This is a genomic window from Bradyrhizobium sp. C9 (assembly GCF_002532045.1).
GTDB lineage: Bacteria > Pseudomonadota > Alphaproteobacteria > Rhizobiales > Xanthobacteraceae > Bradyrhizobium.
The window spans coordinates 511452-525115 of the sequence record NZ_NWTG01000001.1 but is presented as its reverse complement, the minus strand read 5'-3'; the positions used below and the strand labels follow the sequence as shown (position 1 = coordinate 525115).

13 protein-coding genes are annotated in these 13664 nt (G+C 65.2%); 5 read left to right on the top strand and 8 right to left on the bottom strand.

The window, feature by feature from the left end:
- Positions 1-4: 4 nt before the first annotated feature.
- On the bottom strand, positions 5-919 hold the full coding sequence (locus tag CO675_RS02315) for an intradiol ring-cleavage dioxygenase (protein ID WP_097670394.1): 915 nt from the start codon (positions 917-919) through the stop codon (positions 5-7).
- 145 nt (positions 920-1064) lie between these two features.
- Between CO675_RS02315 and CO675_RS02310 the strand changes: the two genes are divergently transcribed.
- The 3 genes from CO675_RS02310 (at position 1065) to CO675_RS02300 (ending at position 5394) form a co-directional block, all read left to right on the top strand.
- Positions 1065-2339 carry a serine hydrolase domain-containing protein gene (locus tag CO675_RS02310; RefSeq protein WP_097670393.1) on the top strand — a complete coding sequence of 425 codons (1275 nt, stop codon included), beginning with the start codon at positions 1065-1067 and terminating at the stop codon, positions 2337-2339.
- A 176-nt stretch (positions 2340-2515) separates the two neighbouring features.
- Positions 2516-3973 carry a sensor histidine kinase gene (locus CO675_RS02305; RefSeq protein ID WP_097670392.1) on the top strand — a complete coding sequence of 486 codons (1458 nt, stop codon included), beginning with the start codon at positions 2516-2518 and terminating at the stop codon, positions 3971-3973.
- Positions 3974-4074: 101 nt separating this feature from the next.
- Entirely contained in the window at positions 4075-5394 is a 1320-nt protein-coding gene (locus CO675_RS02300; RefSeq protein ID WP_097670391.1) for a dicarboxylate/amino acid:cation symporter, read from the top strand.
- Between the two features lie 51 nt (positions 5395-5445).
- Here CO675_RS02300 and CO675_RS02295 read toward each other — a convergent pair whose 3' ends face one another.
- Positions 5446-5757, bottom strand: a complete 312-nt coding sequence (locus tag CO675_RS02295) for a hypothetical protein (protein WP_143046883.1) — start codon at positions 5755-5757, stop codon at positions 5446-5448.
- A gap of 568 nt (positions 5758-6325) precedes the next feature.
- On the opposite strand from CO675_RS02295, the gene CO675_RS02290 reads away from it, so the two are divergent.
- Positions 6326-6721, top strand: coding sequence for a helix-turn-helix domain-containing protein (locus tag CO675_RS02290; RefSeq protein ID WP_094194089.1), 396 nt, complete (start codon positions 6326-6328; stop codon positions 6719-6721).
- Positions 6722-7127: 406 nt separating this feature from the next.
- Positions 7128-7451: a hypothetical protein gene (locus CO675_RS40365; protein WP_158231173.1), complete on the top strand. Its 324-nt coding sequence runs from the start codon at positions 7128-7130 to the stop codon at positions 7449-7451.
- Between the two features lie 38 nt (positions 7452-7489).
- On the opposite strand, the gene CO675_RS02280 is transcribed toward CO675_RS40365, so the two are convergent.
- The 6 genes from CO675_RS02280 to CO675_RS02255 all read right to left on the bottom strand — a co-directional run bounded on the left by CO675_RS02280 (position 7490) and on the right by CO675_RS02255 (position 13660).
- Positions 7490-8572 carry an isocitrate/isopropylmalate dehydrogenase family protein gene (locus tag CO675_RS02280; protein WP_097670388.1) on the bottom strand — a complete coding sequence of 361 codons (1083 nt, stop codon included), beginning with the start codon at positions 8570-8572 and terminating at the stop codon, positions 7490-7492.
- A gap of 120 nt (positions 8573-8692) precedes the next feature.
- Complete coding sequence (locus CO675_RS02275) at positions 8693-9763, bottom strand: alcohol dehydrogenase (RefSeq protein WP_097670387.1); 1071 nt, start codon at positions 9761-9763, stop codon at positions 8693-8695.
- Positions 9764-9905: 142 nt separating this feature from the next.
- The gene (locus tag CO675_RS02270; protein ID WP_097670386.1) at positions 9906-10871 is read right to left on the bottom strand and encodes an ABC transporter ATP-binding protein; all 966 of its coding nucleotides are present in this window, start codon (positions 10869-10871) and stop codon (positions 9906-9908) included.
- Positions 10871-11857 (bottom strand): ABC transporter ATP-binding protein, encoded by a 987-nt coding sequence (locus tag CO675_RS02265; protein WP_097670385.1) that lies wholly within the window; start codon positions 11855-11857, stop codon positions 10871-10873. Before CO675_RS02265 ends, CO675_RS02270 begins: the two co-directional genes overlap by 1 nt.
- Positions 11854-12723, bottom strand: a complete 870-nt coding sequence (locus tag CO675_RS02260) for an ABC transporter permease (RefSeq protein ID WP_097670384.1) — start codon at positions 12721-12723, stop codon at positions 11854-11856. Before CO675_RS02260 ends, CO675_RS02265 begins: the two co-directional genes overlap by 4 nt.
- Positions 12710-13660, bottom strand: a complete 951-nt coding sequence (locus CO675_RS02255; RefSeq protein WP_097670383.1) for an ABC transporter permease — start codon at positions 13658-13660, stop codon at positions 12710-12712. The genes CO675_RS02260 and CO675_RS02255 overlap by 14 nt, the downstream gene beginning before the upstream one ends.
- Between the last annotated feature and the right edge of the window lie 4 nt (positions 13661-13664).

Genomic DNA, 13664 nt, shown 5'->3' with positions numbered 1-13664 from the left:
GTGATCAGGCGTCTTCGGCGACCTTGGTGCCGAGCGGCGCTGGCGCCATTCCGCCGCCGGGCTTCACGTGGAATTCGTAGGTCATCAGGCTCCACGGGCCATCCGACCGCTGGCCGTCGGGCATCACAGGATCGGTGCGCCGCTCGACCTTGGCGATCAGTTCGTCCTTCACGCCGAACACGACGTCGGAGTCGATGTACTTGTCGCCCTCGACGAACACATGCGTGATCAGCGGCTCATGGCCCTTGGCGTTGACCAGGAAGTGCACATGCGCCGGCCGCATCGGATGCCGGTTGGTCTGCGTGATCATCTGCCCGACCGGACCGTCGGTCGGGATCGGATAGCTGCACGGCACGATGGTGCGGAAGAAGAAGCGGCCGTCGGCATCGGTGACGAAGCGCGCCCGCGAGGACGGGCCCTCGGCGGCATAGCTCGGCTTCTGCGAGTCATAGAACCCATCGTCGTCCGCGTGCCAGACATCGACCGGCACATTGGCCAGCGGCTTGCCGTCGAGGTCGGTGACGCGGCTCTGCACGAACATGCGCTCGCCGGGTAGGCTTGCCGAGATGTCGGTGCCGTGCGGCGTTACCTTGTGCTCGCCGACATAGAACGGGCCGAGCACGGTGGTCTCGGTCGCGCCGTCGCGATCCCGGTGGTTGACCGCATCGACCAGCATGGACACGCCGAGCACGTCGGACAGCAGGATGAATTCCTGGCGGATGTCGGTGCACTTCTGACCGGTGCGGGTCAGGAAGCCGATCGCGTGGTCCCATTCCTCGAAGGTGAGATCGGTCTTGCGCACGTAATCGTGCAGCGACTTCACCAGTTCCTGCAGCAGGAACTTGGCCCGCGGATCGGGCGTCTGGTCGAAGCTGCGGATGACGGCTGTGGTGAGCTCGGTTTCGTTGAACTGGGTCATCTCGGCGTTTCCCTTCGGCTCCCTTGAGGGCGCGATTGCAGGGGCGACCGTACACCACCGGCCCGGTGCCGGTAAGCAGCAGCCGGTTGGTGAAAGGGACACTTTTCGGCTATCAAGGCAGCCTTGCCAGCCGGAGAAACGCCTGATGTTAGCCCCCACGCCTGCCTCGCCCGAATCCGCGGGAATGTCGACCACCGCCCTCAACCGCCTCGAAGCGCATCTGAAGAGCCGCTACATCGATTCCGGCCGGTTTCCCGGCACCCAGCTCCTGATCTACCGCCGCGGCAAGATCGTGCATTCCACCGTCCAGGGCTTTGCCGATCTCGAGCGCAAGGTGCCGGTGAAGGACGACACCATCTTCCGCATCTATTCGATGACCAAGCCGATCACCTCGGTCGCCTTCATGATGCTGGTCGAGGAAGGCAAGGTCGCGCTCGACGAGCCGGTCGCCAAATACATTCCGGAATGGAAGAACCTCGGCGTGTTCGTCGCCGGCACCGCGCCCGCCTTCCTGACCCGCCCGCCGACGCGGCCGATGCTGATCGTCGACCTGCTGCGCCACACCTCGGGCCTCACCTACGGCTTCCAGCAGCGCTCCAATGTCGACGCCGCCTATCGCGAGAAGAAGATCGGCGAGGTCATCAAGGCCGGCACGCTCGACAGCATGATCGAGGACCTGGCGAAGATCCCGCTGGAGTTCTCGCCGGGTGAAGCCTGGAATTACTCGGTCTCCACCGACGTGCTCGGCTATCTCGTCGGCAAGATTTCAGCCATGCCATTCGAGCAGTTCCTGAAGGAGCGGATCTTCAAGCCGCTCGGCATGAACGATACCGACTTCTTCGTGCCTTCAGACAAGGCGCACCGCTTTGCCGCCTGCTATTCCGCCGACCCGCAGGGCGGCTTCAACCCGCTCGCCGCCGAGCGCAAGGGCACGCTGACGCTGCAGGACGATCCGGCGACCAGTTCGTTCCTGTCGCCGCCCTCGCTGGTCTCCGGCGGCGGCGGGCTATGCTCGACCGCGGCCGACTATCTGACCTTCTGCCGCGCGCTGCTCAACGGCGGCGAGCTCGGCGGCGTCCGGCTGCTCGGCCCGAAGACCTTGAAGCTGATGGCCAGCAACCATCTGCCCGGCGGCGTCGACCTGCCGGCCATGTCGCGCTCGATGTTCGCCGAGGCCGCCTATAACGGCATCGGCTTCGGCCTCGGCTTCGCCGTCACCATGCACCCGGCGCAGACCCTGATCGCGGGCAGCCCGGGCGAATTCAACTGGGGCGGCGCCGCGACGACCTCGTTCTTCATCGACCCGGCCGAGGAGCTGATCACGATCTTCATGACCCAGGTGCTGCCGTCGAGCGCCTATCCGCTGCGGCGCGAGCTTCGCACCATGGTCTACGCCGCGATCACCGAGAGCAATCTCTGACCAAAGGTTCTTCCGCGGCGCACGGTGTGCGCCGCGGAATTTTTCAGATTGCCGGTCATTTCCTTTGGCGGACTTTTTCCGCTTCCCCTAAGCTCACCGCAAACGGGCACCGACCCGGGGACATCGTGCCGAAACTGACATTGCCAGCGCGTCTCGCGCTTCTGGTCGCGGGGACGATGTTGCCGCTGCTCATTTTCGCGGTCGGGATCGTCTTCCACAATTACCAGCGGGATCGTCAGGCGGCCACGCAGCGCGTGCTGGAGACGGCGCGCAGCATCCGCCTGCTGCTCGATGCGGAAATGCAGCGCATGACCGGCGGGCTGCAGGTGCTGGCGCTGACCAACTCGCTGCGCGACAGCGATTTCGGCAATTTTCGCCGCGTCGCGGCCGGCTTCCTCGACCAGTACGGCAAGGACGGCGTGGTGCTGGTGGCCGACCGCAGGGGACGCCAGGCGTTCTCCTCGCTGACGCCGGACACCGCGAGCCTGCCGCCGCGCAACAATCTCGAGATCGTCGAGAAGGTGTTTACGACGCGGCAGCCGCAATACTCCAACCTGTTCTTCGGTGAGGTGAAGCGGCAACTGATCATCACGGTCGAGGTGCCGGTGATCCGCGACGGAGAAGTGCTCTACGACATCTCCTTCAGCCCGCCGATCGAGGTCTTCCAGGCCATGATCGAGCGCCAGCGCCTGAACCAGGACTGGACCATCTCGATCTTTGACGGCGACGGGATCAACCTCGCCCGCGTCCCGAATCCGCAGGCAACCATCGGGCAGCGCGCCGCGCCAACGTTGTTTACCGAGATGTTCCGCCGTAGCGAGGCGACACTGCCGACGGTCTCGCTCGAAGGCGTCGCGCTGATCACGGGCTTCACCCGATCGCGCGTCACGGGCTGGACGGTCGCCGCCGGGATCGCCGAGAACTCGCTGGTGGCGCCACTGTGGCGCTCGCTTGCGATCACCAGCGTGATCGGCGGCGTCCTGCTCCTGGTCGGCCTCGGCTTTGCGGTGCGGATGGCAACCACGATCGCGCGCGGCGAGATGCTGCACGACCTCCTGATCGAGGAGCTCAACCACCGCGTCAAGAACACGCTGGCGATCCTGCAATCGATCGCCACACAAACCTTCCGCAGCGCGAGCCGTGCCGAGCGCGACAAGTTCGAGGGACGGCTCGGCGCGCTCGCCGAGGCGCACAATCTGCTCTCGACCGACAAATGGCAGGGCTCCGACCTGCAGGACGTGATCAGCCGCGTGCTGCGGCCCTATCTGCTGAACGCCTCCGAACGGGTCAGGATGTTCGGACCCCGCGTGCCGCTGTCGCCCCGGCTTGCCTTGGTGCTGTCGATGCTCCTCCATGAGATGGCGACCAACGCCGCCAAATATGGCGCGCTGTCCAACGACACCGGCACGGTGACGCTGGACTGGGAAATCCTCAGCGAGAGCCCCGGACCGATGCTCCGGATAATCTGGACGGAGGCCGGCGGCCCACCGGTCGCGGCGCCGGTGCAGCGCGGCTTCGGCTCCCGCCTGATCGAGCGCAGCGCCCGCGACCAGCTCGGCGGCGAGGCCACGGTGGATTTCCTGCCCCACGGCGTCGTCTACACGGTGACCAGCACCCTCGAAACCGGCGACTGAGGGGGCAAATGGCCCCCGATCCTGCGACATCTTGGCACGCAAGTTGCTAAGATGGGGCGGGATCGGCCGGCAGGAACACCGGCCAAAGACAGGGGGAGTTCATGTCGACCATCGCCGCGAACGCTACAGTTGCACGCAAGCCGCTCTACACATCGCTGTTCGTGCAGGTGCTCGTCGCGCTGCTGCTCGGCATCATCATCGGCATGGCGGCGCCCGATTTCGCGATCGGGTTGAAGATCTTCAGCGATGCCTTCCTGAAACTGATCTCGATGATCGTGGCGCCGATCGTGTTCTGCGTGGTGGTGCATGGCATCGCCGGCGCCGGCGACCTCAAGAAGGTCGGACGCGTCGGCGTCAAGGCGCTGGTGTATTTCGAGGCGATGACGACGGTCGCGCTCGTGGTCGGCTTGATCCTGGCCTACCTGTTCGGGCCCGGTCACGGCATGAACATCGATACCTCGACGCTGGATGCCAAGGCGCTCGGCAGCTATGCCAGCAACGCGCAGAAGCTGAAGGGCGAAGGCATCGGCAGCTTCCTGCTCAACATCATCCCGACCACCTCGTTCGACGCGCTGTCGCGCAACGACGTGCTGCAGGTGCTGTTCTTCGCCATCATCTTCGGCGTCAGCCTGGCGCTGGTCGGCGGCGAGAAGGGTGAGAAAATCTCCTCGTTCATCGACGCGGTCTCCACCGTGCTGTTCCGCGCCATGGGCCTGATCGTGCGCTTTGCACCGATCGGCGTGCTCGGCGCCGTCGCCTACACGGTCGGCAAATACGGCGTCGGCTCGCTGAAGCAGCTGCTGTCGCTGGTGGCGCTGTTCTACGTCTCGGTCGCGATCTTCGTGCTCGGCGTGCTTGGCGCCGTGATGGCGCTGGCCGGCATCAACATCCTCAAGTTCCTCGGCTACCTGCGCGAGGAGCTGATGATCGTGGTCGCCACCGCGTCCTCCGACGCGGTGCTGCCGCAGGTGATGCGCAAGCTGGAGCATTTCGGCGTCAAGGATTCGGTGGTCGGCCTCGTGATTCCGACCGGCTATTCGTTCAACCTCGATGCATTCTCGATCTATCTGACGCTTGCGGTGGTCTTCATCGCGCAGGCGACCAACACACCGCTGTCGTTCGGCGACCTGCTGCTGGTGCTCGGCGTGTCGCTGATCACCTCGAAGGGCGCGCATGGCGTGCCGGGCTCGGCGATCGTCATCCTGGCGGCGACGCTCAATGCGGTGCCGAGCATCCCGGCGATCGGCCTCGTGCTGGTGCTCTCGGTTGACTGGTTCATCGGCATGGCACGCGCCGTCGGCAATCTGATCGGCAACTGCGTCGCCACCGTCGTGGTCGCGGCATGGGAAGGTGACCTGGACCGGGACAAGGCGCGTCGTGTGCTCGAAGGCACCGAGGCGGTCGACGTGACCGCGGGCTGAGCCACGCGGCACAGGGCCGGCAGCGTCCCGCGCATGGCGCGGGGCGCGCGCTTACTTGATAAGCCGCAGATACGGCGGCAACTGCCTGGTCGCCGGTTCCTGCACCGGCTCGTCCGACGCGATCATGTCACACAGCGCCTTCAACTCGGAATCCGTCACCTTGTGCAGCTCCATCCGAAGCTCGAGGATGGCAAGGGACAACAGCCGCGCCGTTTCCGTGTTCGCCCGGTCAGTCAGAAATGCCTGACATTCCTCCAGGGTTGCCAGCAGCGCCAGCAACCGTTCTTCCGTATTTGCGACCGGCATATCTTCCACTCCCGAAGCCGCGAGGTAGAGTCGAGGTGTTCCCCTCTTCCGCTTCATTTGGCCTCTCCTGCCAGAGTTCGCCGGCTTTCCGTAGGCGCACAATTGTTCCCGATGATTCAGAACTTTTAGGCAATTGTCCAGCAACATTCCGAAAGCCTGACTTGGACTTACGTCAAACTTTTCGCATTGGCGGCGATTCAGTCAAGCAACCGCAGACCGTCGCCGCGACCTCAGGATGCACTAGCTGGGGTTGCATCCATACTAGGACGCTCGTACAATATTGGCTGCCCGTAGAACTACGGGCGAGTGCAATGCCGCCCAGTAAGCATGCGCGCAAAATCTGTGTCGATCAAACTCGCGCTAGTTGTGGTTTGGTCAATATTTTGCCAAATGTAGAGGGCGGGGTGTCGACAGACACCTTGGCGCGGTCGACTACAGGTAGTCGACCGAGTCGGTACTTGGGTGCTTCCAATGCGCATGTGCGTCTGGATACCATCCCGCGATCTTCTTGGATTTCGTCGTTCAGACGAACTGACGATCCACTCGAGCTTAACGCGGTACATCATGAACGTGTCCCTGACCCGACCGGGCCAGGGATTCTCGATTTGAAGGACGGGTCACAAGAATGAACAGATCAGCAGCAAAGAAGATGAAGCAGCGCAGCGCCGGCAAGCCGGACATCGAGTTGGGCAAGCGGATTCGTTTGCGCCGTGTCGAGCAGAAGATCTCGCAGGCGGAACTCGGCGACAAGCTGGGCGTCAGCTTCCAGCAGGTTCAGAAGTACGAGAAGGGCGTGAATCGTGTCGGCGCCGCTCGCCTTCAGCAAATCGCGAGCGCGCTGGACGTGCCGGTGACCTTCTTCTACGACGGCGACAACAAGGCCCGCGAAGTCGAGAGCCTGCTGTTCCTCGACAGCGCGTTCAGCCTCCGGTTGCTGCGCGCCTACAGCAAGATCAAGGATCAGACCGTGCAGCGCCAACTGGTGTCGCTGATGGAATCGATCGCCGCCAACGAAGACTGAACGGCAGCACAGGTACGATCGCAACACCGCGAACGCGATCGACCAGAGCGAGCGGATCGGCCGCGACCGGTCATTGGGATCGCCACGCGCCGGTCGAACCGGGAAGATATCGAAGCGCTGCCATCGGCGATGGCAGCGCTTTTTCTTTGGCCGCGGCAGGCAAGGTTTTGCGCGCGGGCCGTTCCGGTTCCCGCTTCGGCTGCACATCTCATGCAGCGCTTGCGAGCGCGACCCGCCGCCATTCTGTCGCGCGGCCAATTGTCGCCCGCGCATGGAGCGACCTCACAACTCCCGCATTTGCTGCGTTGAACCGGCATCGCCAGAACCGAGTGCACCTGCCTGGCTTTTTGTCGCAGCAACGAAGCGGCCGCATGGACGTTTTCAGGCTTCAACCAAGGAGATCTCAATGAATATCAAGCTTGCAATTATTGGACTGGCCGCGCTCGCAAGCGCAGCGTTGATGTCCGGTGCGGCATCGGCGATGCCGAACGGGCTGCCACAGGCCAGCCACATCGCAGGCGAAACGTCCAATGTCGACAAGGTACGCCAGGTCTGCGATCGCTGGGGCCGCTGCTACTGGCAACCGGGCTACGGCTACGGACCGCGCCATCACGGATGGCATCATCGTCCACACGTCTACCCCCGCCATCATCACGGGTACCGTCATCACGGCGGCCATCACGGTGGCGGCCATCACGGTGGTGGACATCACGGTGGACACAGGCGCTAATCGTCAGCGAGGGGGCTTCGGCCCCCTCCTTTTTCGCATTAGAGCGCCGCCAGCACGGCCTTCGCAACATCGGCCGTGCCGTTGCTGCCGCCAAATTCGAACGGCTTGATGCCGCCGGCATAGACCTTGTCGACCGCGCGCTCGATTCCTTCGGCGGCTTCAGCGGCGCTCTCGAGGCCGTGCTTGTCGGCGAGCCAGTCCAGCATCATCGCTGCCGACAGGATCATCGCAGTCGGGTTGGCCTTGCCCTGCCCCATGATGTCGGGCGCCGTGCCGTGACACGGCTGAAACACCGCGTAGCGGTCGCCGATGTCGGCCGACGGCGCCATGCCCATGCCGCCGATCAGGCCGGCGGTGAGGTCGGATAGGATGTCGCCGAACATGTTCTCGGTCACCATGACGTCGAAGTCCCACGGGCGCTTCACCAGCGCAGCCGCAGCCGCGTCGATGTAGAGGTGATCGGCCCTGACGTCGGGATGACGCTGCGCGGTCTCGTCGAAGATGCTCCGGAAGAACGCGAACGCCTTGAACACGTTCGCCTTGTCGACGCAGGTCAGCCCGCCGCCGACGCGGCCGCGCGCCTTGCGGCGTTCGGCAAGCCGAAACGAGAACGCGAACAGCCGCTCCGAGGTCCGGCGCGTGATCACCATGGTCTCGCGCGCCTCGCTGTCGGTGACGACGCCCTTGCCCATCGAGGCGAACAGGCCTTCGGTCGATTCCCGGATCACGACGAGGTCGATGCCCTTCTGATCGGCGCCGACGATCGTGCTCGGCACGCCCGGGATCAATCGCGCGGGCCGCACGCCGGCATAGAGATCGAAGATCATCCGCAGCTCGATCTGCGGTGCGATCTCGGTGTTATCAGGATAGCGCACCGACGGCAGGCCACAGGCGCCGAGCAGAATCGCGTCGGCCTCCTCGCACAGCCGGATTGTGCTCTCCGGCATCGACTTGCCGGTCTGCTGGTAATGGCCGGCACCGGCCGGCGCCTCGGTGAAGCGGAATTTGAGGCCGGCCGAGGCCTCGATCTTGCGCAGCACCTCGAGTGCCGGCGCCATCACCTCGGGGCCGATGCCATCGCCACCGAGAACCGCGATGTGGAGTGCGTCGTTGGCGGACATCGGGATTCCTCAAGACATCTGGGAAAGGGCCACTTGTCATTGCGGGAAGCGAAGTGATGAAGCAATCCATCTATCCCGGCGCTGCGGCATGGATTGCTTCGCTCGCAATGACGGCAGCAACTACGGCGTCAGCACGGCGCGGCCGACCAGCTGGCCCTTTTGCAGATTGGTCAGCGCCTCGTTCGCCTTTGCCAGCGGCATCGGCGTGACCGGGATCGCCGGAATCTTCTTGGTCCGCACCAGATCGAGCAGCTCCTGCGTCTCGCGCAGATTGCCGACATAGCTACCCTGGATGGTGACCGCCTTGATCGGGATCAGCGGCAGCGCCCAGGTCGCGCCGCCGCCGAACAGGCCGACGATCACGAGCTTGCCGCCCTTGGTCAGGCAGTCGAAGCCGAGCTGCGAGGTCTGGGCGTTGCCGACCAGGTCGATCGCGGCGCGGATCGGCTGACCCGCCTTCCTGATGAGCTGCTCCAGCGCGTCGGGCGCTTTGCCGTCGACGGTGGCGAGTGCACCGGCCGCCTCGGCTGCCTCGCGCTTCCTGGCGTCGATATCGACCACGATCGCGCCCTTGCCGCCCATCGCCTTCAACAGCGAGAGCGCCATCAGGCCGAGACCGCCGGCCCCGAAGATCACGATCGGGGTGTCGAGATCCTTCTCGACCTTCTTCAGCGCGCTGTAGGTCGTGACCCCAGAGCAGGCGTAGGGCGCGGCCGTGACGGGATCGAGCCCCTTGAGATTGAGCAGATATTTCGGATGCGGCACCGTCATGTGATCGGCATAGCCGCCGTCGCAGTAGACGCCGAGCGCATTCGGCTTGATCGCGCACATGTTCTCGTCGCCGCCGAGGCAGGTCGGGCATTTTCCGCAGCCGAGCCACGGATACGCCAGCGTGACGTCGCCGACCTTGAGGCCGCCCTTGTCGGCGTCCTTCACATCCGGCCCGAAGGCGACGATCTCGCCGACCGTCTCATGGCCCATCGTGCGCGGCAGCGAGACGCCGCGGTCCTTCAGCGACAGCGGCTTGCGGCCATGGCCGAGATCATAGCCGCCCTCCCAGATGTGCAGGTCGCTGTGGCAGACGCCGGCGGCCTTCACCTTGATCAGCACCTGCGTGCCCGACGGCTGCGGCGTCGGCTGATCGACCTCTTTCAAAGGGGCGTTGAAATCGACGACCTGGAAACTCTTCATCGCTGTTCTCCCGAAGCTTGTTCTTGCGGCGGACCTTGCCACGCCTGCCCGCCCGGGACAAACGCTCAAGACCGCATTTACGAGCAAGCCGCCATGCAGCTCGCGCGAAGGCCAACGCACCACTGTTCAGGGGCGTGACTAGTCAGATCAGCGGATGATGGCAAGCGGCGAACTGGCCGGGCGCAACCACGCGCAGTTCCGGCACTTCGCTGGCGCAGCGCGCATCGGCCCGCGGGCAGCGGGTGCGGAAGCGGCAGCCCGACGGCGGCGCGATCGGCGATGGCGGCTCGCCAACCGGCACGCTCATGGTCGGCCGGACATCCGGATCCGGCACCGGGATCGCTTCGATAAGCAGCGCGGTATAAGGATGCGCCGGCCGCGCAAACAGCTGCTCCGACGGACCGACCTCGCAGAGCCGGCCGAGATACATCACCGCGACGCGATCCGAGACCGCCTTCACCACGGCGAGGTCGTGGGCGATGAACAGCAGGGTCAGGCCGTAGCGCGCCTTCATCTCCTCCAGCAGATTGAGGATTTGGGCGCGGATCGAGACGTCGAGCGCGGACACCGGCTCGTCGCAGATCACGAATTCCGGATTGAGCACCAGCGAGCGGGCGATGCAGATGCGCTGGCATTGTCCGCCGGAGAATTCATGCGGCAGGCGTCCGCTCACCAGCGTGGGATCGAGCCCGACCGCCGACAGCACCTCGCTGACGCGCCGCTTGCGCTCCTCGGGATCCCTAACGCCCGCGATCACCAGCGGCTCGGCGACGATGTCACCGATCCGGCGCCGCGGATTGAGCGAGGCAATCGGGTCCTGAAAGATCAACTGCACGCGCCGGCGCATCTTGCGCAGCGACTCGCCCTTCAGGGTGGTGAGATCGTGGCCGTCGAACAGCACCTTGCCGGAGACGGCCTGCCGCAATTGCAGCACGGCGCGGCCGAGCGTGGACTTGCCGCAGCCGGACTCACCGACCAGCCCCAGCGTCTCGCCGCGGGCGATCTCGAGGCTGACATCGGAGACGGCGTGGATGGTCTTGCCCCCCACCGAATACTCGACGACGAGGTTTTCCACCTTCATCAGCGGATCGGATGCGGCCTGCAACATCACGCGCCGCTCCCCGCCGCGATCGGATGGAAGCACGCATAGAGATGCTCCAGTGTCTCGGCCGGACTGAGCCGCGGCTTTTCCGTGCTGCAGCGCCCGGCGGAATAGCGGCAGCGCGGCGAGAACGAGCAGCCTTTCAGCGGCCGGGTCGGATCCGGCGGCCGTCCCGAGATTGCCGGCAGCGGCGTATGCGGCGGCACGTCGAGCTTCGGCAACGCGGCGAGCAGCGCCTCGGTATAGGGCATCCGCATTTGCTTGAACAAGGCCGGCGTCGGCGCGCGCTCGACGACGCGCCCCGCATACATCACCGCGACCTCGTCGGTGCGGCCTGCGACTACGCCGAGGTCATGCGTGATGATGATCATCGCCATATGCCGGCGCTGCTGCTCGCGCGCGAGCAGATCCAGGATCTGCGCCTGGATCGTGACGTCGAGCGCGGTGGTCGGCTCGTCGGCGATCAGGAGTTTTGGCTCGCAGGACAGCGCCACCGCGATCGCGACGCGCTGGCGCATGCCGCCGGACAGCTGATGCGGATATTGGGTCAGCCGCTGCTCGGGCGCGGGGATGCCGACCGCCGTCAGCAACTCGACGCTGCGCTGCCTGGCCTGGGCCAGATCGAGCTCCAGATGTTCCTGGATGGTCTCGATCAGCTGGGTGCCGATGGTCAGCACCGGGTTGAGCGAGGTCATGGGATCCTGGAACACGACCGCGAGCGAGCGGCCGCGCAGCTTGCGCAATTTCTCCGCCGACAGCGTCGTGAGATCCTGCCCGTCGAATATCACGCGGCCGGACAGTTTCGCCTTCCTGGGCAGCAGTTGCAGGATCGCGCGCGACAGCATGGTCTTGCCGCAGCCGGATTCGCCGACAATGCCGAGCGTCCTGCCGGCGCCTACGGCGAGATCGACATGATCCACCGCCCGCAGATTGCCGCGCGGCGTCGGCAGGTCGACCACCGCGTCCTCGACCGAAAGCAGCGCACCGTTCATAGCGCACCCTGCCTCGGGTCGGTCAGCGCACGCATCGTGTCGCCGATCAGGTTGAACGAAAGCACCGTCAGGAACATCGCAATCGCCGGAATGAAGGCGAGCTGCGGCGCTACCTCGAGGCTTTCGCGTCCCTCCCCGATCATGCTGCCCCAGCTCGAGATCGGCGGCGGCACGCCGAGGCCGAGGAAGGAGAGCGAGCCCTCGACCACGATGGTGACGGCGACGCCGAGCAGGAAGAAGGCGATGAGCGGCAACAGCACGTTGGGCAGCAGCTCGCGCAGCAGGATGCGCGCATGGGTGGCACCGAGCGCTTGCGCCGCGATGACGAATTCGCGCCGTGCCAGTGTCAGCGTCGCCGCCCGCGCGACCCGCATGAAGGCGGGAATGCCGAGCACGCCGAGGATGCAGGTCAGGTTGAAGATCGACTGGCCGAGATAGGCGGTGACCGCAAGTGCCAGGATCAGCGGCGGGAATGCCAGCAGCACATCCATGCTGCCGACCACGAAGGATTCGAACCGGCCGCGGAAATAGCCGGCGAGCATGCCGAGCGCGCCGCCGATGGTGACGCCGATCATGGGTGCGCATAGGCCGACGATCAGCGAGATGCGTGCGCCATAGATCAGCCGCGACAGTTCGTCCCGGCCGAGGCCGTCGGTGCCGAGCCAATGCTCGGCCGAGATCGGCGCCCGCCGCTCCAGCATGTCCATGTCGGTCGGGCTCGGCAGCGGCAGCAGGTCGGCGAAGATCGCGACCGCGAACACCAGCACCATCCAGCCGATCGCGCACCAGAACAGCACGCCGAGCCGGCGCCTGCGCCGCACCGGCGTCGCTTCGGTCTCGTCGAGGCTGAGCTCAAGCGTGGCCATGGCGGATCCTCGGGTCGAGCACGGCGTAAAGCAAGTCGACGATGAAGTTCATGATCACGAAGCCCGCCGCGACCAGCAGCACCACGCCCTGCAGGATGATGAGGTCGCGGGTATAGATCGCGCCGACGAGGAGGCGGCCGATCCCCGGCAATGCGAAGATCGATTCGACGATCACGGCGCCACCGATCAAGCGGCCGATATTGATGCCGGTGATGGTGACGAGGGTCAGCGAGGACGGCTTTAGCGCGTGCACGAACAGGATTCGGGAGGGCTTCAGACCCTTCGCCTTTGCGAGCGCGATGTAGTCCTCCTGAAGCGCTGCGATCATGTCGGAGCGCAGCACGCGCATGATACCCGGCCATTCCGCAAGCCCGAGCGTCAGCGCCGGCAGCACCATGAAGCGCAGATTGGCGACGGGGTCCTCAGTGAACGGCACGTAGCCCGTCGCCGGCAACATGCGCAGCTCGACCGCAAACAAGTAGATCAGCAGGATCGCGGACAGGAAGGTCGGCACCGACAGCATGCCGAAAGCCGAGCCGGTCATGAAGCGGTCGAACGCGGAGCCCGCCTTGGCGGCGCAGGCGATCGCCAGCGGCACGCCGATCGCAAGCCCGATCAGCTCGGCGAGGATCATCAGCTCGAACGAGACCGGGACGCGCTCGCTGACCGCCTGCCACACTGTCTGCCCGGTGCGGAAGGATCGTCCGAAATCACCCTGCAGGATGTGCCAAAGCCAGCCGAGATAGCGCAGCCAGATCGGCTGATCGAGCCCCAAGTCGTGACGCAGGGCCGCGACATTCTCAGGCGTCGCCTGGTCGCCGAGGATCACGTACGCCAGATCGCCGGGCAACAGCGAGGCGATCACGAAGGTGAGAACCGAAACCGCGATCAGCACCGGTACCAGGTACAGGAGCCTGCGCGCGACGAAGAACAGCATGAAA